24 protein-coding genes are annotated in these 21,377 nt (G+C 40.7%); 11 read left to right on the top strand and 13 right to left on the bottom strand.

All coding sequences use genetic code 11. The features are described 5' to 3' along the window. Positions 1-72: 72 nt before the first annotated feature. The 5 genes from A3775_RS02655 (at position 73) to A3775_RS02640 (ending at position 3,405) form a co-directional block, all read left to right on the top strand. Positions 73-1,284, top strand: coding sequence for a hypothetical protein (locus tag A3775_RS02655; protein ID WP_156481553.1), 1,212 nt, complete (start codon positions 73-75; stop codon positions 1,282-1,284). Positions 1,285-1,349: 65 nt separating this feature from the next. Further along, a complete protein-coding gene (locus tag A3775_RS25190; protein WP_255362906.1) occupies positions 1,350-1,481 on the top strand; it encodes a hypothetical protein in 132 nt (43 codons plus the stop codon). A gap of 383 nt (positions 1,482-1,864) precedes the next feature. Then, positions 1,865-2,047, top strand: a complete 183-nt coding sequence (locus tag A3775_RS02650) for a CsbD family protein (protein ID WP_066381483.1) — start codon at positions 1,865-1,867, stop codon at positions 2,045-2,047. Positions 2,048-2,343: 296 nt separating this feature from the next. Continuing rightward, a complete protein-coding gene (locus A3775_RS02645; RefSeq protein ID WP_066381481.1) occupies positions 2,344-2,784 on the top strand; it encodes a hypothetical protein in 441 nt (146 codons plus the stop codon). A 99-nt stretch (positions 2,785-2,883) separates the two neighbouring features. Continuing rightward, positions 2,884-3,405 (top strand): hypothetical protein, encoded by a 522-nt coding sequence (locus A3775_RS02640; protein WP_066381752.1) that lies wholly within the window; start codon positions 2,884-2,886, stop codon positions 3,403-3,405. Between the two features lie 92 nt (positions 3,406-3,497). On the opposite strand, the gene gatC is transcribed toward A3775_RS02640, so the two are convergent. From gatC to A3775_RS02625, 3 genes are all read right to left on the bottom strand, one after another. Then, positions 3,498-3,788, bottom strand: coding sequence for an Asp-tRNA(Asn)/Glu-tRNA(Gln) amidotransferase subunit GatC (gene gatC, locus A3775_RS02635; protein ID WP_066381479.1), 291 nt, complete (start codon positions 3,786-3,788; stop codon positions 3,498-3,500). 139 nt (positions 3,789-3,927) lie between these two features. Beyond that, complete coding sequence (locus tag A3775_RS02630; RefSeq protein WP_066381477.1) at positions 3,928-4,449, bottom strand: photosystem I assembly protein Ycf3; 522 nt, start codon at positions 4,447-4,449, stop codon at positions 3,928-3,930. Positions 4,450-4,550: 101 nt separating this feature from the next. Further along, positions 4,551-5,276 carry an SOS response-associated peptidase gene (locus tag A3775_RS02625; protein WP_066381475.1) on the bottom strand — a complete coding sequence of 242 codons (726 nt, stop codon included), beginning with the start codon at positions 5,274-5,276 and terminating at the stop codon, positions 4,551-4,553. A 199-nt stretch (positions 5,277-5,475) separates the two neighbouring features. Between A3775_RS02625 and A3775_RS02620 the strand changes: the two genes are divergently transcribed. Then, complete coding sequence (locus A3775_RS02620) at positions 5,476-6,108, top strand: glutathione S-transferase family protein (RefSeq protein WP_066381472.1); 633 nt, start codon at positions 5,476-5,478, stop codon at positions 6,106-6,108. 218 nt (positions 6,109-6,326) lie between these two features. On the opposite strand, the gene A3775_RS02615 is transcribed toward A3775_RS02620, so the two are convergent. Genes A3775_RS02615 through A3775_RS02600 form a run of 4 tightly spaced genes read right to left on the bottom strand, consistent with a single transcriptional unit; the run spans position 6,327 to position 8,322 of the window. After that, positions 6,327-6,554 carry a DUF167 domain-containing protein gene (locus A3775_RS02615; RefSeq protein WP_066423741.1) on the bottom strand — a complete coding sequence of 76 codons (228 nt, stop codon included), beginning with the start codon at positions 6,552-6,554 and terminating at the stop codon, positions 6,327-6,329. Then, positions 6,538-6,948, bottom strand: a complete 411-nt coding sequence (locus A3775_RS02610) for a DUF2809 domain-containing protein (RefSeq protein ID WP_066381469.1) — start codon at positions 6,946-6,948, stop codon at positions 6,538-6,540. Before A3775_RS02610 ends, A3775_RS02615 begins: the two co-directional genes overlap by 17 nt. 56 nt (positions 6,949-7,004) lie before the next feature. After that, the gene (locus tag A3775_RS02605) at positions 7,005-7,565 is read right to left on the bottom strand and encodes a DUF2231 domain-containing protein (RefSeq protein ID WP_066381751.1); all 561 of its coding nucleotides are present in this window, start codon (positions 7,563-7,565) and stop codon (positions 7,005-7,007) included. Between the two features lie 10 nt (positions 7,566-7,575). Continuing rightward, complete coding sequence (locus tag A3775_RS02600) at positions 7,576-8,322, bottom strand: DUF2993 domain-containing protein (protein ID WP_066423740.1); 747 nt, start codon at positions 8,320-8,322, stop codon at positions 7,576-7,578. Between the two features lie 257 nt (positions 8,323-8,579). On the opposite strand from A3775_RS02600, the gene A3775_RS02595 reads away from it, so the two are divergent. Further along, positions 8,580-9,635: a hemerythrin domain-containing protein gene (locus A3775_RS02595; protein ID WP_066381465.1), complete on the top strand. Its 1,056-nt coding sequence runs from the start codon at positions 8,580-8,582 to the stop codon at positions 9,633-9,635. 76 nt (positions 9,636-9,711) lie between these two features. Here the strand turns inward: A3775_RS02595 and A3775_RS02590 are convergent, their stop codons facing one another. Then, a complete protein-coding gene (locus A3775_RS02590; protein WP_066423739.1) occupies positions 9,712-9,918 on the bottom strand; it encodes a hypothetical protein in 207 nt (68 codons plus the stop codon). 643 nt (positions 9,919-10,561) lie between these two features. Between A3775_RS02590 and mgtE the strand changes: the two genes are divergently transcribed. After that, entirely contained in the window at positions 10,562-11,914 is a 1,353-nt protein-coding gene (gene mgtE, locus A3775_RS02585; RefSeq protein ID WP_066381461.1) for a magnesium transporter, read from the top strand. 201 nt (positions 11,915-12,115) lie between these two features. Further along, complete coding sequence (locus A3775_RS02580) at positions 12,116-13,120, top strand: aspartate carbamoyltransferase catalytic subunit (RefSeq protein ID WP_066381459.1); 1,005 nt, start codon at positions 12,116-12,118, stop codon at positions 13,118-13,120. Between the two features lie 358 nt (positions 13,121-13,478). Here the strand turns inward: A3775_RS02580 and A3775_RS02575 are convergent, their stop codons facing one another. Next, positions 13,479-13,940: a peroxiredoxin gene (locus A3775_RS02575; protein ID WP_066381457.1), complete on the bottom strand. Its 462-nt coding sequence runs from the start codon at positions 13,938-13,940 to the stop codon at positions 13,479-13,481. Between the two features lie 156 nt (positions 13,941-14,096). On the opposite strand from A3775_RS02575, the gene A3775_RS02570 reads away from it, so the two are divergent. Then, positions 14,097-15,224 (top strand): acyltransferase family protein, encoded by a 1,128-nt coding sequence (locus A3775_RS02570; RefSeq protein WP_066381455.1) that lies wholly within the window; start codon positions 14,097-14,099, stop codon positions 15,222-15,224. Between the two features lie 169 nt (positions 15,225-15,393). Here A3775_RS02570 and obgE read toward each other — a convergent pair whose 3' ends face one another. The 3 genes from obgE to A3775_RS02555 form a co-directional block, all read right to left on the bottom strand. Next, positions 15,394-16,422 carry a GTPase ObgE gene (gene obgE / locus A3775_RS02565; RefSeq protein WP_066423738.1) on the bottom strand — a complete coding sequence of 343 codons (1,029 nt, stop codon included), beginning with the start codon at positions 16,420-16,422 and terminating at the stop codon, positions 15,394-15,396. A 204-nt stretch (positions 16,423-16,626) separates the two neighbouring features. Beyond that, on the bottom strand, positions 16,627-17,301 hold the full coding sequence (locus tag A3775_RS02560) for a Mo-dependent nitrogenase C-terminal domain-containing protein (RefSeq protein WP_066423736.1): 675 nt from the start codon (positions 17,299-17,301) through the stop codon (positions 16,627-16,629). A 100-nt stretch (positions 17,302-17,401) separates the two neighbouring features. Then, positions 17,402-17,986 carry a Uma2 family endonuclease gene (locus tag A3775_RS02555; RefSeq protein ID WP_066381449.1) on the bottom strand — a complete coding sequence of 195 codons (585 nt, stop codon included), beginning with the start codon at positions 17,984-17,986 and terminating at the stop codon, positions 17,402-17,404. Between the two features lie 157 nt (positions 17,987-18,143). Between A3775_RS02555 and A3775_RS02550 the strand changes: the two genes are divergently transcribed. Then, on the top strand, positions 18,144-19,472 hold the full coding sequence (locus A3775_RS02550) for a hypothetical protein (RefSeq protein WP_066423733.1): 1,329 nt from the start codon (positions 18,144-18,146) through the stop codon (positions 19,470-19,472). A gap of 523 nt (positions 19,473-19,995) precedes the next feature. Here A3775_RS02550 and A3775_RS02545 read toward each other — a convergent pair. Next, entirely contained in the window at positions 19,996-21,360 is a 1,365-nt protein-coding gene (locus tag A3775_RS02545) for a DUF3370 domain-containing protein (protein WP_066423731.1), read from the bottom strand. Between the last annotated feature and the right edge of the window lie 17 nt (positions 21,361-21,377).

Here is a 21,377-nt window from a genome sequence, read left to right as displayed (position 1 = left end):
AAAAACGGGTAATCGATGAATCTGAGTAACTTCCTATCAAAGCTCTTGCAGAGAACTCTAGTATTTGCAATTGTGACAATTAGTGTCATTTTCACAACCATATCTCAACCAGCTTTTGCTATTACTTCGGCTGATGTCAATCAGCAAATTGATGAGGTTGCTCAATCTCCCCTTTTTCTGGAAGGAAAAGCCTGTGACAAGTTGGATACCCTTTGGTCAGCCATCTATGCAAGTAGGGAGTCAGCTGATAACCTCGTTCCCTTCCAAACAGATCAGGTAAAAGCTTTTTTAGCAGGAACGTCCACAAGGTTCTGGAAAAGCTTCGGTGACAGTCCAGAGATCAAGCCGGAGAATTATCTTCGTTTGACTCATAGACATGGTGTATTTGCCCAAGCACGTTTAGTCATCGAACCAGAATTTCAGAACCGTTATACTGGACTACTCAAAAAAGGGTCTGATTGTGTGCTAGTCCGATTTTCCTCAGCAGTTAGTCCTGCAACTAGCTGGAATCGCTTCACCCCTGGCTTTGCGGCTAAATTCTTTATTGATGGTAAGCATAGTAGTGAAAATCTGATCGTTCAGCATTCGATTGCCGGTCAAGGTAATAATATCAACTACTACGAGTATCCCCTCTCCAACAAACTGAAATTTATTGAGAATCAACCAGCTGGTTTTGCTGCTTTCTCCCGTTTCTTCAACGCAACTCAAGACTATCTCAAAAACGAGAGCAATCTGAAGATGGTTGATCCCCGTGAATTGTCTATCCAACACCTTGCCAGCATTAATGCTAAAGGGAAAACGGTTGATAACCCTGAATCCCCACGCTTTATCTTTCTGGTTCCCCCAGAAGGACGAGCTTTTTCCCAGGAACAACATGATTTTCGACAAGATTTCCTGGCACTGAATCAAGGTATTCCTGCGAATGACAAGGGACAGGTTAAGAAAGACCAAGGTGTGCGATTATTCGATGTCTATGTGGCTGACCAGTTTACCGATAATCCCAAAGCAGAAGCTCAACGTATTGGCTATTTTGAGTCTAAATCTCATTTTGCTGTGTCAGACACGGCTGATATTCGTGTCTCTTTCCGGCACTCCATTACACCGCGAGAAACTCAAGATTATCCTGGAGAATATCCCAAGTCTTTATTCAATGATGAGAGTTTTACATCTGAATGTGCGACTTTTGGGGCTTCATTAGCAGATATGCAGCCTAATCCACAAGATGCTTCTGGTAACACCAGTATTTACTTCCAGAACTATCTCAAACGTGGCTGTAAACCCTGATATTACGCGGTGGTAGTTTCGGTAGTGAAGATGATCCGATTATCGAATTTACCAATCTCATCTACATGGTTAATGTTCTCACTGCCATCAAATACGGCTATATTCTCAAGAATGAAGATGAAGACGTTCCTGAAGAATTAAGAAGCATATTGGCGCGTTATGAAATTGGTAACACCAGAACTCTGATCAATATTTAACATTTTTCGTATCTATCGTGGGGAGAAAACAGTTGCGGACGGCAACCGTTTTCTCCCTTTCATATTTAGGACTTACGCCAGTGTCATACTAAATATCTATATGTAGGGTGCGTCAGCCTGCATAAATCCTGCCAATAAACTTATATTTGCCATCTGACGCACCCTACCAATGTGCCAGTTGCGTAATTGATGATATTGTATATTTTCTTTGTTGGAATTTCCATCTGCCTTGAGTTTTTATCACTTTTTGTATAGGAACTAATACATCTTGTGGCAGAAGTCTTTAAGAAAATTATTAAGCTAATTTGTAAGAGTAATCACAAATAATTCAAAGTTACTTTATAGCTTTGAAACTAATTTACTATAAACAATAGGAGTGTAAAATGAGTTTAGAAGAACGGGCAAAAGCTACAGCTAAAAATATTGAAGGTAAAGCCCAAGAAGCAGCAGGACAAGTGACTGGCGACCCAGAAGATAAAGCTGAAGGAAAAGCCAAGCAAGCCGAAAGCGAAGTACGTCATGCGGTTGAAGATGTCAAAGATAACGTCAAGAAAAAGCTCGATTAAGTCTCAGTTGTAACTTTGCAAGGTAAATGATTGATTGCATAGTTATTTATTGTAGAGGCGTGTGCATCATGTCTCTACATCTCTGGAAAATATCTATTAGGATAGAGAAAATTTTTGCAGTTAAAAATATTATAGAGTCAGGGTTGGTCAATGTTAAAACCTTACAGTAAGTATGGTTGATGAATATGACTCATTCCCAAATTTCCCATTTATAAATATTATTTTTGGATGCAATTAAGTATTAAGACAGCCACATAAATTATGTGTTGTTACCTGTATTTGATAGGAGGAAAAATATGATTTTGCTCCAGCAGAGTCGCAAAATTTTGACGACTTTTGTCTTAATTGCAGTGTTGATGATAACTACTGCTTGCGGCGGTGGAACATATACACAAAGCGATCGCGCAACTGCACCGCCAGCAATTGGTAGAAGCGTCACCTATTCGGAGTTAGAGCGAGGTAATACCCCAACAGGACAAAGTTTTGGTAACTGGGTAGTGCAAACATCCAGAGGCTTAGTTCAAGATGCGTATGTACGCGATAACAACAAATTAGGTATTGTGATTGCGCCACAAGTGCGTCCGAATGAAGTGCGACCTTTAGCAAAATCTCTGGTGCAAGGTTTTCACAAAAACTTTCCTAATCAAGATTTAACTGTTTTGGTTTACGGCCCTGATAAAAAGTTGATTTTGACTGCAAATTACGATGTGCAGACCAGTCAAATTCAGTATAGCTAGTTGATGATGCAAATTATCGAACTAGAAAAGTAACTCAGCTAACGAGATTTATTGATGGCGATTTTGAATGAAAGAATTTTGAATTCGGAGCGAAGCGACGTGACAAGCAGCGAAGAATATAGACGGCAAATCATGAGGGATTTGGCTGAGGGGAATATTGAGTATCTGGATGATACAACCACCGATGTTGATACTCAATACGAAACCTTCGATGATTTCGCTCAACGGACAACACCAGATCAACGGCGTAATTTGTTCAGTCGTTCTTTACATCCAGAACGGATACCTCCCAGCCAAATGGAGCCAGAATTGCAAAGAGCGATCGCACAAATTAAACCCAATGAAAGAGATGATGTTGCACGCGCCTTTTTCAAACACTTGAAGCAAAGAGGACTAGACGAGCGACATCTAGAGCAACAACTAGGACTTTCCACACACCATGCTAGCCGCATGAATGCTGATGATGTCAGCAGACTTGCATCCTTCGCCTATCACAACCACCCTGATATTTTCCGGGAAGTGCTGGCGGAACAGCCGGGTATTATCAAGTTTCTCAGCAATCCCATTGTGGCAGGGATTATTGGAATTGCAGCAGCAAAGTGGTTAAGTAGCCGCAGATAACTAAGTCAACATAATTAAACATCAAATGATTATGGGACAGATCCTCGACTTCTTTGAGAAGTCGGGGATCTGGATATTACCCATCTTTTTTATTAATCAGCATTTAAAATTTTTGGCACTTTAAAGAAATCGCCTTCTTGTTCCGGCGCACTATTGAGGATGCCTTCTCTATCAGGATAAGGCTGTAGTTCATCTTCTCTGGTGACATTGCTGAGGTCAATCGCTCGTGTGGTAGGAGGTACATTGCTGACATCTAACTCACTCAGCTGCTCCACATAATCTAAAATACTGCCTAACTGAGTAGTAAATTGTTCCTCCTCTTCTGGAGTTAATTCTAAACGAGCTAATAGAGCTACTTTATGAACTTGTTCGCGATCAATCATGGTTTATTTATGAGTCAATATTCAATAGTCAATAGTCAATGGTCAATAGTCAATAGTCAATGGTCAATAGTCAATAGTCAATAGTCAACAGTTAATTATTTGTACTCTGGACTAATGACTAAAGACTACTGAATAATGACTAAAAGAATACGTCTATTTGCATTCTTCCGGTGGTTTTGAGCCAGTTTTGGGCTTCAATGTAGTTATTGGGAGCCATGCGAATGGCTCGCACCCAGTAGTCTGCGGCTTGATCGAATAGTGCTTCGCCGCCGTCACTATCCCCGGCTTCCTTAGCTTTTTCGCCTTGGTAGTGGTAAATTACAGCAATGTTATTTAAAGCTTGGGGTAGACGAGGATTTTGTTCAATGGCTTGGTGATAGAGTTCTAACGCTTTAGCATGGTCGCCATTGCTGGCGTAGATTAAACCCATATTGTAGAGAATATAACCGCGATCGTTTGCGTCTTCCTCTAGGGTAAGGGCTTCCTCATAATATTCTAAAGCTTCAGCATACTCACCTTCTGCCTGGGCGGACATCCCATCTCGGTAATAAACAAATGCTTCTTTAGCTTTTTTATTGGTTGGCAGCATCTTCAAGATAATATCTGCCATGACAGTAAAGGATTTGTCAATAAAGTTATCGTTTTTCTGCGTTCTTGGCATAATCGCTGATTGTTTGGGGATTGAGGATTGGGGATTGGGGATTGGGTAAAAGTAATTATTTACCTAGTCCCTAGTCCCTAGTCCCTTACTACACTCATTAGCTAATTTAACTGATTTGGGTGGGTACTCTGCTCGTTAAGTGGGATGATACACTCTGGGCTGTTATGTTTTGGGCTATTCACCAGTTTGCTGACTGGGTAGGCGGTCATAGCTGTGGCAGGATAGGGAGATAATAAGGACTGTAGAGCTTGGGGCGATCGCCTCTGGCGGGGCGTAGCCCATCGCACTTGTGGATCTAGCCATACATCATAATCTTTCGGGTCAATAATCACTGGCATCCGCTCATGGATGGGTTGCAGTAATTCATTGGCTGCTGTTGTCAAAATTGTACAAGATATGATTTCTTCTTGAGCAGGGGATTGCCATCTTTCCCATAAACCAGCAAAAGCAAAGGGTTTTCCGTCTTGCAGACGAAAATAAAAGGGCTGTTTGGTGTCTTGCTGTTTTTGCCACTCATAAAAGCCATCAGCTACCACTAAACAGCGTCGATGCTTGAAAGCAGAACGAAAAGCGGGTTTTTCTGCCACAGTTTCGGCTTTGGCATTAATTAATTTTGACCCAATGCTAGAGTCTTTAGACCATGAAGGAATTAGTCCCCAGCGTAACTGTTGCAATTGACGTTGGTTGCTTTCAGGATGATGTAACACTGTCACCACCATTTGCGTAGGTGCAATGTTATATTGTGCAGTCAAATTGGGGATTGCTTGAACATGAAAAATTTCCGCTAATGCCTCTGCTGACTGGGTTAAAGTAAACCTTCCACACATATTTTTTTTATTTTTGCATCAAATTAAACATTAAATTGGTATAAATAAATCTTACTATTAATTTTATTTTTTCAGATAATTAATATCTACTGTTTAGGTAAATAAATTATTGTAAATATCCTGTTTTGCTAAAATATTTTAGTAAATTATTGTATTTTAGTCTCTACATCGTCAACACATTCTGCACTATATTTTGTATATGGAAAATATAATATTGTACGATTTTTTACCGTCAGGTAATGGCTACAAGATACGCCTGTTACTAACACAAATGGGTATACCTTTTGAGAGAGTAGAGGTTAATATTTTGCAAGGAGAGAGCCGCACAGCAGAGTTTTTAAGTAAAAATCCTAACGGTAAGATACCAGTCTTAGAAATTGAGCCAGGAAAATATTTGTCAGAATCAAATGCTATATTGTTGTACTTGAGCGAGTATACAGAATTTTTGCCTTATGACCGTTATTTAAAAGCCCAGGTGATGCAATGGTTATTTTTTGAACAATATAGCCACGAGCCATACATTGCCACATCAAGATTTTGGCTTTCTATTTTAGGGAAAGGTGAAGAATATCGCGCCAAATTAGAACAAAAGCAAGAACAAGGTTATGCAGCCCTGAAACTTATGGAAAATCATTTAAAACACCATAGTTTCTTTGTAGATGAGCGTTACACTATTGCTGATATTGCTTTATTTGCTTACACTCATGTCGCTGATGAAGGTGGGTTTGATTTAACACAATTTTCTGCTATTCAAGCTTGGCTAGAACGTGTTAAAGGCCAACCTGGATATATAAGTATTACTCATGAGCCACAATTATGCTTTGATTGGTAATACTTTGGTGTTGCTGAACAGGATTTTTAAAAGCTCACGCAGAGTCACAGAGGCACAGAGGAGAGAGCAAAAATTACAGCAAGTTGCACATCAATCAGGTACAAACATATATGATAAAATTCTTGTGGTGCGGGCATCTTGCCCGCTACTGGCGTACCTTGAGCAGATGAAATATGCTGTATTAGTAAAAAATACTAGCCTCAGTGTCTCTGATGAGACTAAACATCAGTATCAATCTCAATCAATTTCTGTCGTGAAGATACACCTGATTTAATTCTGATATGAGATTTGGGTACATCGAATTTATCCGCTAGTAGTTTAATTAATTCCTCGTTAGCTTTTCCGTCTACAGGTGGGGATTTTAAATATACAGTCAGGCTACCATCGGGTTGTTCTGCAATTTTTTGCTGTTTTGTGTTGGGTTTAACTTTAACTTTTTTTTGCATAACCTGTAATCTGTAATTTTTGCAGCCAAAACCAGCCGAGAATACAACCGAGTGCATAATGAGGAAAATCCCACCAAGCAAAGGTAGTACCCAACAAGAGTTTACCTATGAATGTAGCGCGAACTTGATTTAACAGTGGTGGATGCCAAAGTTGGAGAACTTCTAGAATGCAGGTAATGATCAAAACCCATATAGGAATTTGTTTGATAGCGGCTTGACTTCTAAAAAACCAAAATGCTAAGAGACACCAAAATATTTCATAAAATATTGCTGCCCCATAATTATTTAACCATTGATGACCAATACCAGGGTAATATTTAAACAAAAAGCCCATCGCTACCACGATGAGCAAAGATAAAATAATTAATTTTGATTGGGTGCGATTATTTAACATTTTGTCAAGGCTAAAAACTATGCACGATTTTAGCCTTCAGAAGAGGGAGTTAAGTATTAAGGGTATCTTCTACTACCAGCACCAACTACACCAATTTTATGACGGTAGGAAAGTTCTGCACCAAACCAGCCGGAAATGCTGGTGAGAGTACCGACGATTAACGAAAGTAACAGTCCCCAAGGTATGATTCTGGCTTCAGCGTCGCCTAGTCGCAGTAGAAAGTTGACTCCTGTTAAGGCTAATAGAGAAACGTTGAGAATCAGATGCGCCCAACCTGCTTGACGCTTGCGGACTCGTTCAATTTGTAAAAAGTCGCTTAAACCGATGATGGCGGCAATCACACCGGTAGCTAATCCCAATCCGATTAACCACAGGGAAGCCCTAGCCCAGAAAAAATCGCGGGTTAACCAGTAGCCGAAGTCACTGCCCAAGGCGGCGGCTAAAAAGGCGATGGGAAAGATTATACTTAAGGGATGTAAGGGATGTCCTGCGATCGCTACTGTACTGGGTACGCCCGAATCACGATATTCGCGATCGTCACTTTCAATCACTGGGGGAATATGGGGAAATGGTGTGGAATTTGTGGAAGTTGTAGAAGTGGTTTCTGTGGTTTCCATAATATCCATCCTAGTTTTCAGCAAAGGGAATTTTTTCAACGTCAGCTTCTGCTTGTAGCGTGAGTTTACCTGTGTCTACCTCTAGTTGTTTAATTCGCAAACTCATTCCTTCTAAATCGAAATTATTCAAGTTCAAAATCTCACTTGTTTGTGCGATTAAAGCCTTAGTTAACTCTGGTGAAATTTCTTCGCCTTCACAGTAGGTGACATTTTCCAGCGTGACAGTTGTACCATGAGCATTTATACGAGGTACTGCTGTAAACGCAACTTGATGAGTTTCGCCATTTTCTACTAACAAAATCTTGGCGTTGAGTGTCACCTTACCCTCACCTGATAGGCGAAAATCTACTTGTTGAGGTGCAACTGTTTTGAGTTCACCATTGATATTTATTTTCTGACTTTGGATTTGTGCGCGGATATATTCCGAGTTAAAAGCGCGGTTGATATCTACTTCTGTTAACACTACCCACGCCTTCCCTGCTGTTGGTTTTGTGAGTTCTATTTTACCCAAAGCTGCTTTTAAAGGATTGATAGCCACACGATTAATCTGCATTTCCATTACCTCCACCCGGAGGTTTTGCTGCATGACTAAACCTTCACCTGCAATCTGAACTGATTCAACCTCTCCCTGCACCAGTTTTAAAGGTTCAGCTTTCACATTTACATCTAAGTTTTCTACTTCATCTAGCTGACTGGATAAACCAATTTCTGCGGCTTTATTCAGTGCCTCCTCCCCTATTCCAGAGTCCTCTGGCATTATTAATTAATCTCCCAAATTTTCAATATCTTTGAGTCAATTTATAAAACTAGCATCAAAATTTTATCTACCTAGCGATGGAGTCAATGTTTAAATCCTATCTATCTAGCAGAAGAAGTATAACTTGATGTCAAGAAAATACGTATTTTCTATCTTGAGTTACGAGTTAATCGTTCAAAAGAAAGAGGAATATTGATAATTAATATGTCAATTTACTAATTAGTAAGAATACGAGTATTTTTTGAGGAGAATCCCTAATGGTATCCACATTAGATGATACAAAACGTAATGCTATTGCTGTTAAATTGGCAGATATGAAATCAATTCAACAGTTGCTCATAGATAATGAGCAATTGTTTTTGAGAGAATGCACTGATAATGACATTTGCGATCGCTTGCGGAGTATGCTTGATGATGATCGCAAAAATCAAGGCATTCTCGAAACCGTCAATGTGCAGTATGGCATCCAAAAAGAGCCATGCAATACAGTCAGAGAAATGGTTGACAAAATTCGTCAATTAATGCAGGGCAATCAATTGAGTTTATATGAAAAAGTATTTCAGCACGAATTATTGAAGCATCAACAAGTAATGAGTGGGATTACCATTCATAAAGCGGCACAAAAAGTTGGTGCTGATGTCATGGCGGCAATTGGCCCTTTAAACACCGTTAACTTTGAAAACCGCGCTCACCAAGAACAACTTAAAGGTATTTTAGAAGTGCTGGGAGTGCGTGAACTGACTGGACAAGAAGTAGACCAAGGTATTTGGGGACGAGTTCAAGATGCGATGGCAGCTTTGAGTGGTGCGGTTGGTAGTGCTGTCACCCAAGGTACTGACAAGCGGGATATGAATATCCAAGATGTGATTCGCTTAGATCACAATAAGGTAAATATCCTGTTTACCGAATTGCTACAAAGCAATGATCCTCAAAAAATTCAAGAATATTTCGGTCAAATTTACAAAGATTTAACTGCTCATGCTGAAGCAGAGGAAGAAGTAGTTTATCCTAGAGTACGTTCTTTCTATGGTGATAGTGAAACCCAAGAATTGTATGATGAACAATCTGAAATGAAGCGGTTGTTAGATACAATCCGCAACACTAATCCATCTACATCTGAATTCAAAGATAGAGTTAGACATTTGATGGATATTGTGGGTGATCATATTCGTCAAGAAGAAAGTACCATGTTTGCGTCTATTCGCAACAACCTGAGTTCAGAGCAAAGTGAGCAATTAGCTACACAATTTAAAGCAGCTAAAAGCCGTATTCAAGAAAGATTAGGCGGTCAAACCACCAGAGCAAATGTTTAATTGTTAGAGATGTTGTCACGCAACGTCTCCTCAAACTGAATTAATCCCCAAAATTTTAGGATGGAAATTTTCCATCCTAAATTATTAATCGTGATTTCGCTATTTCATGCCCATCTGGGGCATTCAGTCGCAACATATAAGCGCGATCACGCTTACCTAGAGTTAGTGTAGTTTTCACCGTTAATTCTGATACGGAATTATTTTTTTCATCCGTGAATATAATGTGAGTGGCAGCAGCAATATAGGCAGATAGTTGAAAGACATTTATTTGGATTTTAGCCACCTGCTAACTTTTCCCACATCCTCTGAGGTGTAAATGTTTGGTTTGACGTAACCAATCATCTGAAAATATACGCCTCACACGCCCTAAAATTTATGTGGACTGCGTAATTTTGTAGCAATATAGTCAAAAATAAAAGTTGTTTCCTCACAAAATAAATAAAATATTATGGTTATCAGAATCTAGTTGATAATACAGCAAACAGCATGGCAATTTGACGCATCTCCTGATTTTGTTGTTAAATCAAGGGTATTGTTATATCTTGCATCATTCTCAATAAGCCGAAGGCGATGCACACCTAACAACGTAAAACTAAAGCTGTCAATAAGTTGCCTCTAGCAAGTTGACTGAGTTATTCTCAGATTAACTTGACAGAGATTTTGATAGTAGTACAATCTACAACTAGGCAAAACACAGGGAATAAAGCAAACTTGTGGGAAAACTCCCAAATTTTGCAGATTTTACCCCAACACCAATTCGGAGAAGTAAATTCCGAGTTAGGATAGTTGTTTAGCAATACCTTGATTCTATATCGAGTTCAATTTTTGAAATTTTATGGACAAAAGTCCACAAGACGGCAGTATTATCCTCCTCTAAGCTGGTGAGCTAGTCTCTCAGCGTGGGGGAGACTATAGGAGGTAGTATCATGCTCACACAGGATCTTCGCAATTTCACTATCGATATTGCTGATTTGAATCAGCTGAAATGGGATTTAAATCAGCTGCCACCTGTGGATGTGGGAGAATATATTGCACAATTGCCCAAAAAACAACGGGCGATCGCTTTTCGGGTGTTGAACAAACATCAGGCAATTGATGTATTTGAATATTTACCAAAAGAAATTCAGGAAGAACTAATCAACTCCCTGCAAGATACCCAAGTGGTACAACTTGTAGAAGCGATGAGTCCTGATGAACGGGCAGAATTATTTGATGAACTCCCGGCTTTAGTGATTAAACGGCTATTAAAAGAACTCAGTCCCGAACAAAGACAAGCAACTGCAACTATTCTTGGTTATCCCGAAGGTACAGCTGGGAGAATCATGACTACAGAATATGTGCGGTTGCGGGAAGGATTAACTGTAGGCGAAGCACTCCGCAAAATTCGCCTTCAAGATGAAGACAAAGAAACAATTTATTATGCCTACGTCACAGACGATAACCGCAAACTGGTGCGGGTGGTATCACTCAGACAGTTATTGTTTACCTTTCCAGAAGTTTTGATTCGTGATATTGCCAGCGATCGCGTGATTAAAGTCAGAACGGATACATTGCAAGAAGAAGTTGCCCAAGTCATGAAACGCTATGACTTAATCGCTATCCCTGTAGTTGACAGAGAAGAACGATTAGTTGGGATTATTACCATAGATGATGTAGTTGATGTTTTAGAAGAAGAAGCCACAGAAGACTTTCAAAGATTAGCAGGTGGTAGCGGCGATGAAGCGGCTTTGTCACCGCCGATTGTAACGATTCGTAAGCGGTTGCCTTGGCTTTTAGGGATTATGGCATTGTATATTGGTGCAGCCAGTGCGATCGCGCCCTTTCAATCTGTAATTGCTGCCGTGCCAGTGTTAGCAGTGATTATGCCCATATTTTCTAACACAGGTGGCACAGTGGGCATTCAAGCCTTAACAGTCACTATCCGCAGCTTGGGCGTAGGTGAAGTCACACCCAAAGACACTTTCAAAATTCTCCGCAAAGAAATACTGGCAGGTTTAGGCACAGCCGTAGTTTTAGCCTTAACCATGTTTGCACTATCTCTAATTTGGGCAAAACCTCAAGAAAGATGGGTAGCCTTGATTGCTGGGGTGGTCATGGCAACTAATACAATAGTGGCTGTAACTCTGGGTACTTTACTACCCATGGCCTTAAAACGGCTGAAGTTAGATCCTGCCCTGATGAGTGGCCCCTTAGTCACCACCATGCTAGATACAATTGGGTTTCTGACTTTCCTAAGTATGATTTCTATCGCTTTGAAAGTTTTTAATTTACCCACTTAGAGACGGCAGGAGGCAGGGAAGCGGAAAAAGCGGAGGAAGTGGAGGGGATGAGGTAGACAAGATAGACAAGGTAAAAATTCTTGAAGAGTCAACAGTCAACAGTGCATCAATTCCCAATGCCCATTTCCCCAGAATTCTTTAATTTTGTAGGCGTAAGCCCTGCCGCAAGCTATTTTGAATGAGAGAATTTTGAATTGATTTATGCCTACTTCCACTTGGAATCGTCATCATGTTCTTTCCCTAGCTGACTTTACGGCTGGTGAATACGATACTGTTTTACAAACAGCTGCTAGTTTTCAGGAGGTATTATCACGACGGACTAAGAAAGTTCCCGCATTGCAAGGACAGGTAGTAGCGAATTTATTTTTTGAACCATCTACCCGTACCCGTAGCAGTTTTGAAATTGCCGCCAAACGTCTCAGTGCAGATACGCTGAACTTTGCCGCCGCTACTTCTTCCATGACTAAAGGCGAGACAATTCTCGACACGGCGAAAACCTATTTGGCGATGGGAACTGATATTATGGTGATTCGCCATAAAGAAGCCGGAGTTCCAAATGCGATCGCTCAAGAAATGGATCGTTTAGGTGTAAAAGTTAGTGTCCTCAACGCTGGCGATGGACAACATGAACATCCTTCCCAAGCACTACTAGATTTATTTACAATTTGTAGTCTAATTGACCCAGTTAACCCCCGACTAGAATTGTTAAATGGGAAAAAAATCGCCATTGTCGGCGATATTTTACATTCTCGTGTGGCACGTTCTAATATATGGAGTTTAATCGCCAGTGGCGCAGAAGTCCACCTAGCCGCACCACCGACATTGTTACCCAAATTATTTGGTGATTATATCCGTGAGGAAGGCACAGAAGTACCTCCAGGTAAACTGTTTATTCATTGGCAGTTAGAACCAGCCTTAGAAAATGCGGATTTTGTCATGACATTACGCTTGCAAAAAGAACGCATGACAGCCCATTTATTACCCAGTTTGCGAGAATATCATCAGTTATTTGGCATTACCCGCGCCAAGTTGCAACTGTGCCAACCTCACGTGAAAGTTTTACATCCAGGGCCAGTTAACCGGGGTGTAGAAATCAGTTCGGATTTAATGGATGATCCAGAATTTAGCTTGATTCAATCACAAGTAACAAGTGGCGTAGCCGTGCGGATGGCACTATTGTATTTATTAGGTAGTGGCAAAACCTGAAAATTCCCAACTTAAAAAAGAAAAAGAAAAAAGGTTTGGCTCATCACCAAACCTCTCTTTAAATCCAGTGCATAACAACATCCCGGATTAATTTACCTATTATTCCTATACTTTCGCATCTCCCCAAGGGATGTATGCAAATGTTCAAAAAACTGATATAACATTATTTCAGTATTAATGTATACATTCATTCATCCTCTCAAAGATAGTAGCTTGTCACGAAAATTTTAGTTTGTAGTGAGGACTTTAGTCCTCTCTTAGATACCCTACCCAACAAGTATCAGGACTAAAGTCCAGACTACAAACTGAAAATACAAAAGGGCAAAAGAAAAATTCTTTTGCCTCTAGACTTTTCAACTTATTTTGCTGCAAGCTGTTGCAAAGTTTTCAATGCTTCCTCAACGTGACCATTAAAGTTAAGCATTGAGTCAAATACAAAGCGCACAACTCCCTGTTGGTCAATCACGTAGGTAACACGACCGGGGAACAAACCAAACGCTGCTGTTGCGCCGTATTGCTTGCGTACTTTGTCGCCTTTATCGCTTAATAGTGTAAAAGGCAGATTGTACTTAGCTGTAAAACGTTGGTGAGACTCGCTAGAGTCACCACTCACACCGATGACTTCCGCGCCAGCACTTTGAAAAACTTCATACTGATCACGAAAAGCGCAAGATTCTGCTGTACATCCGGGGGTGTCATCTTTGGGGTAAAAATACAGCACCACAGCCTTCTTACCACGAAACTCACTCAGGCTCACCGATGAACCATTTTGAGCAGGTAGGGTAAAATCAGGGGCAGTGTCTCCAACTTTAACTGGCATAGACGCTAAATAAAATTTGTGTACATTTATTAATTATTTGTCAAAGTGTCGTTACTCTGACTTTATATATTGGTTCGGTAATTTGTAAATCTTAATGCTTGACGAACATTAGGCAGGATAGTTTATATACTCATTCACATACACATAGTTCTATCCATGCGCCTGACTTCACTTGATGTATTTCGCGGTATCACCATTGCGGGGATGATTCTGGTTAATATGGCGGGAGTCGCTAATGATGTCTATCTTCCCTTAACTCATGCTGATTGGCATGGTTGCACACCGACTGATTTAGTTTTTCCTTTCTTTTTGTTCATTGTCGGTGTAGCAATGACTTTTTCGTTATCCAAATACACCGAAGACAACAAACCCACCTCGGCTGTTTATGGGCGGATATTGCGCCGGGCGGCGATTCTGTTTATTTTGGGTTTGTTTCTCAATGGCTTTTGGAATCAAGGCGTTTGGACTTTTGACTTGAGTAGCATCCGCATTATGGGGGTGTTGCAGCGTATCAGCCTGAGCTACCTGCTAGCTTCTGTGATAGTCCTAAAATTACCACGCAAAGGACAATGGATACTAGCGGCTGTCTTACTCATTGGCTATTGGCTAGCAATGATGTATATTCCAGTACCAGATTATGGTGCAGGTGTGTTGTCTAGAGAAGGCAATTTTGGCGCGTATATTGACAGGTTGATTATCCCGAAAGCCCATCTATATAAGGGCGATGGCTTTAACTTCATGGGAGATCCAGAAGGATTATTTAGTACGATTCCTGCTATTGTGAGTGTTTTGGCTGGTTACTTTACTGGCGATTGGATACGTAAACAGCCAGTACAAACACGGACGAGTATCGGATTAGCATTATTTGGCGTGGGTTGCTTAATTATTGGTTGGGCGTGGGGTGGGGTATTCCCGATAAATAAAAAATTATGGACAAGTTCCTATGTGGTGTTGACTAGCGGTTGGGCGTTGTTGCTACTGGCAGCTTGTTATGAATTAATTGAAGTCAGATTAATTCGACGCTGGGGTAAACCTTTTGAAATTATGGGACTAAATGCGATCGCTCTGTTTGTCCTATCAGTATTACTAATCAAAATCCTCGCCAGAACCAAAATCGGCACAGGAGAAACCGCCATCAGCACCTACAACTGGATATATCAAAACATCTTCGCATCCTGGGCAGGAACTTACAACGGTTCACTACTATTCGCCCTAGCCACCGTCATCTTCTGGTGGTTAGTCGCCCTCCTCATGTACCGCCAACGCTGGTTTCTCAAAGTCTAACCTCTTCCTCTCCCTCTCTGCGCCTCTGCGTCTCTGCGTGAGGCAAATTCCCCCTACTCCTCCACACTAAAATCCACACTACAAAACTTAATCAGCGTCAGGTGGGCATTGCTAACAACATAAAATTTATGGTTTGAGCAAATCTCAAGCAATGCCCACCCTACAAAACTTAAGTAAACACTTCTACTTCTTCCATTGCGTTGATTTGGTCGAGAATATGCCAAACTTCTTGTAACATTGGCTCTAAACCAGTACGAGTCACCGCAGAAATCAAGAAAACTGGCGCGTGAGACAGATGATTTAATTGCGTCGCCAGTGCTTCTAAATCAACACTTTCCCTGTCAACGGCATCAATTTTATTTAATGCCAAAATTTGCATTCTTTCATTTAAACCTCGTCCATAAGCGGCTAATTCTTGCTGAATTGTGTTATAATCCCCTATAACATCATCACTGGTTGCGTCGATTAAATGCAGTAATACTCTTGTGCGTTCAATGTGGCGTAAGAAATCATGTCCTAAACCTGCACCTTCGGCTGCACCTTCAATTAGTCCGGGGATATCGGCGAACACAGTACCGTCACCCGTGGGTTTTCTGACTACACCTAAATTTGGCACTAGGGTTGTAAAGGGATAGTCAGCAATTTTGGGACGGGCTGCTGATAATGATGAGATTAAGGTAGATTTACCAGCGTTGGGTAAACCAATAATTCCTACTTCCGCTAACAGTTTTAATTCTAAGTGTAGGAGTTTTCTTTCTCCTGGTAGTCCTGGGAGGGCGTATTCTGGGGCGCGGTTACGGTTGCTTAAGAAATGCTGATTTCCTAAACCTCCTTTACCACCTTGTGCTATTAGTAGCTTTTGGTTAGGTGCGGTTAAATCTCCGATTAAATCACCTGTTTCTGCATCATAAATGGCTGTGCCACAGGGAACTTCGATAATTAAATCTTTCCCGGATGCGCCTGTGCAGTTATTGGGGCCGCCACGTCCGCCATTTTCGCCTTTAAATATGTGTTGATATCGAAAGTCTAACAAGGTTTGTAGATTTTCCACTGCTACGAAAAAGACTGAACCACCTCGCCCACCGTTTCCACCAGAAGGGCCGCCAGCTGGTACATATTTTTCTCGCCGGAAGGCAACAATACCATCGCCACCTTTACCAGCTTCTACTTCAATCTCTGCTTGGTCGATAAATTGCATAGTTAGTTATTAGTCATTAGTCATTAGTCATTAGTCATTAGTCATTAGTCATTAGTCATTAGTTATTATTTATGAGCTTGCTGAAGATGATAATGGTGCGTCATTTTATGAACGCACCTTAGACATTGTATGTTGTTTGAGTAGTTTTTTTGTCTGAGAGCTTCTAATTGCCATTATGCCAAATTATTGACTAATGACTATTGACTAAATATATGGTGTCACATCTTCGTTACATTCATCTGCTAAATAGGAGAGGGCGCGGAAGCGTAAACCTACGAGTTGTTCATACAGTGGGTTAATTTTACATAATGGCGGAATATGTACTATTTTACGTCCGAATAAGGTGACATCTCGCTCAAAGGGACATTGGGAAGGTATCATTTTACATAAAAACCGGGCAACTCTGGGGTCTTTGACATCTAACTCATCCAGCCAGTGGCGTAGGGGTTGGAGTGCATCAGGTGAGGGGTGGGTGGGTATGGCTGGGGTAGAATTGACTGGTGCATCTTGTTCTTCTATGGTGTGGCGTAGGGCTGTGAGTATGTCTTCTGGTTCGCCGAGGGCTTGACAAAATTGATGCAGGACTTGATCTTCGCTGGGGGAATATATACCATCTGCGATCGCTACCATGACAGCTGTACGCAAAAAATTCTCCGCAGCTGGTGTATGCTTCCCCAAAACCGTCGCTAATTCTTCTGGTGTAATGACTTCCAGTGACTCCCATTCTAGACAAGGGGCTAATTCATCCTTGGTGAGACTCGCAATTAATTGCTGTTCTTGTTCGTCAAAGTTACCATCAGCCCAAGCTATTGTTAGCAGTCCCCGCAACCAAGCGGCTATCTGTTCGCTACTGTAGGGAGATTTAACAACACTTGTCATAAATTTACACCTCGTTGTTTTCTGAGTCCATGATAAGCTACTAAAATGGGGCTAATCTGTGACCAAGCTGACTCAGCAACTCTGAAGATTTGTTTTCTGTTTATGTTTGAGGTTGCGGCAATTCAAAAGTAACATCTTCATATACGTCTGTTACCGCACACCGAAAATCTATACTAGCTAAATGTATCTCATCTCCTTGTCCATAAGGATAAAGTACCCATTGCCCATCTTGGTTACGGCGAAAACAATCAACACTCATCCGATTTTGACTGACTAAGACATATTCTTGCAGTGTTTCTATGTGTCGGTAGTCAGCAAATTTATCACCTCTATCAAAGGCTTCTGTCGATGGTGATAAAACTTCTATAATTAGGCAAGGATAGCGGATAAAATTATCAAAAGCTCTATCTCTTTGGTCACAACTAACAATTACATCAGGATAGTAGTAAGTGTTAAGTGATTCAATGTGAACTTTGGTGTCTGATATGTAAGCTTGACATCCTTTTCCGCGTAAGTGGTTTCTCAGGCTGGAAGCAATATTTAGAGAAATTACCACATGAGTATTACTAGCCCCAGCCATTGCATAAACGTCTCCTTGGCGGTATTCGTGCTTAATGGGACTATTTTCTTCACCTTTGAGATAGTTTTCTGGGGCAATATAGTTATAACTGGGATTTGCAATCATTTTTTATAACCTTGTTTGATGCTTTGTGTTTATTTTAAACTAAGTAATTCGTCAACTTGCTCAATATATATTTTGATAAATCTAGCTATTGTTAGATGCTGTGATTTGCTCGTCACCCTTAATCTATAGTTATGGCATCAAGAGATAGAGTATACCTGTGGATTTGATATTAGAGCGATCGCACTTCCTGAAACAAGCTTTAGTAGATTTCGTTTTAGATGCAGAAGGAGAACTAGCACAAGCTTTAGAAACCTATGCAGCCGAACAGTATCGCCGTGGTAGTGGTGATAGTAAACAGCAAGATTTAATTATTGACAGTTTTATTGTAGAAGGGAAAATTGGGGATAAGTCTCCCATAGATTTATTTATTGCCAGTCAACCAGATTTAACCGAGAGCGATCGCCAGCTTCTTTTAAGTTGGTATCATAGTTTTATGGGTTTATTTGCCATTACCCAAATAGAGAGCGATCGCCTAAAATTAAAAAACTGGTTAACCGATAAATACTATCTTGTAAAACCCAACAATCCCCAAACACTACAAGCAATTTCTCGCATAAAACTAGGCGAAATCTTATTAACTCGCATAGCCCCAGTCACCGATAATTACTGGACATTTTTTGGACAATACACAATATTAGGTAAACTGGGTAAACCAAAACTCGCTGTAGCCATTGGCAATTTCAAAGACAATTATAAAAACTATCTTTATAGTGACGCACCAGATTTATTACAAGCTGCTTGGGAGTCAGTAGCCCAATATCACGAAGATTTTATTGATTTTTTTGGGAGTGATGAAATCACATTACCTGGATATCAACTTAACCAAAAAATTAGAGAATTCCAAGAATTAACCGCCGAGAAACGCTTGGCAGCTTTAGGAATTGATCAAAATAAATCTCTCAGTGACTTAGCCGCCGAAGCCGGAGTATCAGAAGCAGAAATTACAGAAGCAGCAAAAGAAGCTGGTGCTGATAGCAAATTAGTAGCGCAGATATTTAACAACAAAAATGGCAACAGTAAAATGGTAATGCCAAAAGTTGATTTACCTGCGGAACTGAAAAAAGCAGAACAAGTCACCGCTATTTCTCATCCCCGTTGGGGACAGATGTTTTTACCAACATACAGCCAATTTCAAGCACTATTAACAGCAGAAAATTGGCAAAGTATCGAAGGTGCTGATAAACTAATTCGTCATTACCTGGAAGATAAAAATATTAATGCGTTTATTTGGCATCGTTTAGCCCAAAATTACCCCAAATCATTAGAAAAAGTCCTACAAGATTATTTACAACGTCCAGAATTTAACCTTAAAGATGACTTAGATAAACTATTGCAAGAATTTGATAAACCCCTGCAACCAGACTTACCAGAAATTGCCAGTGTACCGCTACATCTGCATGAATTATTTCAAGAAGCTGTAGTAGAAGTTCACAAGTCTAAACCTAAAGGAAAGGGGAAACAAAAACCAGCCAAGGGTTTTCAATAAATAAATTGTAGTGGGGTGGCAAGGCTAAAGTAGTGCAAAAATATAGTTCTTGTGGTGTGGGCTTCTAGCCCGCACCGGACGGGCTAGAAGCCCATCCCACAAGAGAGTTTTAATGCAACATTTAAGGCTTGCCACGCCACTACTTAACTAGGCTAAGTAGTATATTAAGTAACATTTTAAATTGAAGTCATATTTAAGTAGCATATTTGGTGTATACTCACCAGAATGGATGAAAATAAAAAAAATTTATGCGTGAGATCAAGCCTTGGACTACTACAGTAGTAGTTATAATATCTATTATTGCAACTTATATGGGTGTTTACAATCTTGAGTGGTTTTTAAATACTATATGTGTAATAAATAGTATGCCTAACATGAGTAAACACTGTCAGCGTTAATAAAAAATAAATTGTAGGGTGTGTTAGGTGGAAAGTACGACACCAAATAAGGAAAATGTAGAGACGTTGCATGCAACGTCTCTACATATTTGCACATACCACTAGCAAAAGTTTGTCCTTTTCCCCTATTGTTGAGCCTGGGTAGCTACCGTTAAAACCTGCGGTGGTGAAGCATCGGGAGGATAAAGAAAGTCTACTTCTACTAAAGAGCGATCGCCTGATTTCAGGTTTAATAAAGCTAAAGGTTCTCCAGGCTGGCCTCTCCTCTGCACTAAATGGATAAAATTAGTTTTAGGCTGGCCATTCTCATCTTTATGTCGTATTCTCACACTACCCCGAAAGAAAACTTGACGGGCGGGAGTAGTAAAAAAGCGCAGTCCTGGTTTTGTCAGTCTGTCTTCTTTAATTGGGGTTTGGATCGAGATACTCACAGTTTGGGAATTAGGAGTATTGTTATATAACGGCAACCTCAAACTATATTGAATACCGTAATTTCCATGTGCGCGATAAGCGGTGTCAGGATAACGTACCAAAAGCGGTGCGCTTTGAATTTGTTCTGTTCCCAAAGTACCACCATGCAGACTGCTAAGAGGATAAGAAAATGCTGCACCGGGTTGGGGAATAGTTAAATACTTGGCTTTCGGACTATCAGCAATCAAAGCCCGCCAATGTACGCCACGCGCTACCCCAGCTACTCGTCCATAAATGCGCGGTTTACCAGTTTCTTCTAAGGGTGTAGGTACTTTATCACGGGGGCCAGATACATCACTATTTTTTAATAAATCTTGCCATTCTTCTAATGTCGGCGCACGTTCACTAGCATCAGCATTAGTTTTGGCAAACATCGCCAAACTAGCTGCATAAACAGTACCATTACTTCGCAGTCGTGCTAAAGTTGAACGCCCGTTGAGGGGTGGGGTGAGTCCTCTTACCGGAATAGGTTGGTTAAGTAACATTTGACTTTCCCCTGGTGGTATGACAATTTGAGCGGGGAAAATATCTTGTCGTCGTCCTCGGAGTATATCTAACATAACGCGATCGCCCGGCCCCGCGAACACATTACCCAACAAATTCGGACTAAACGAGGGTAACTGAATAAATGGCGCATCCGGTTGACTTAAATAACTCGCACCTTGCAACACATTCACAGTTACTGGTTGGGCAGTGGGATTATGTAAAATTACCCCTACATATAATGAGCGTAAATCTTCCGGTGGTTCAGCCCTAGCAACGTGATGAGCAAACACATCAAATCTACCGCGAAAGGGAAAATTCAAATGGGCAGATGGAACTTTTTTCCCCTCCGGTGGAAAAGTCGAAAGTAAAATACCCTCTTTTAAAACTAATTCTGGACTATTGCTATTAAATGTTGGTATTGTATCCAACTGTCCTGGTAACGGACGCACCTGTTGCGGTTGTACCACTTCTGCCGGTGGTGGTGTCGCAGGAGTTGATTGAGCCACTAAAAAACCAAGTAAAAACGGTAACATATTCTGAATTAATTTAT

The organism is Anabaena sp. 4-3 (genome assembly GCF_001597745.1).
Classification (GTDB): Bacteria; Cyanobacteriota; Cyanobacteriia; order Cyanobacteriales; family Nostocaceae; genus Trichormus.
Note: the sequence above shows the minus strand (reverse complement) of the source record. Positions and strands in the feature narration are given on the sequence as shown.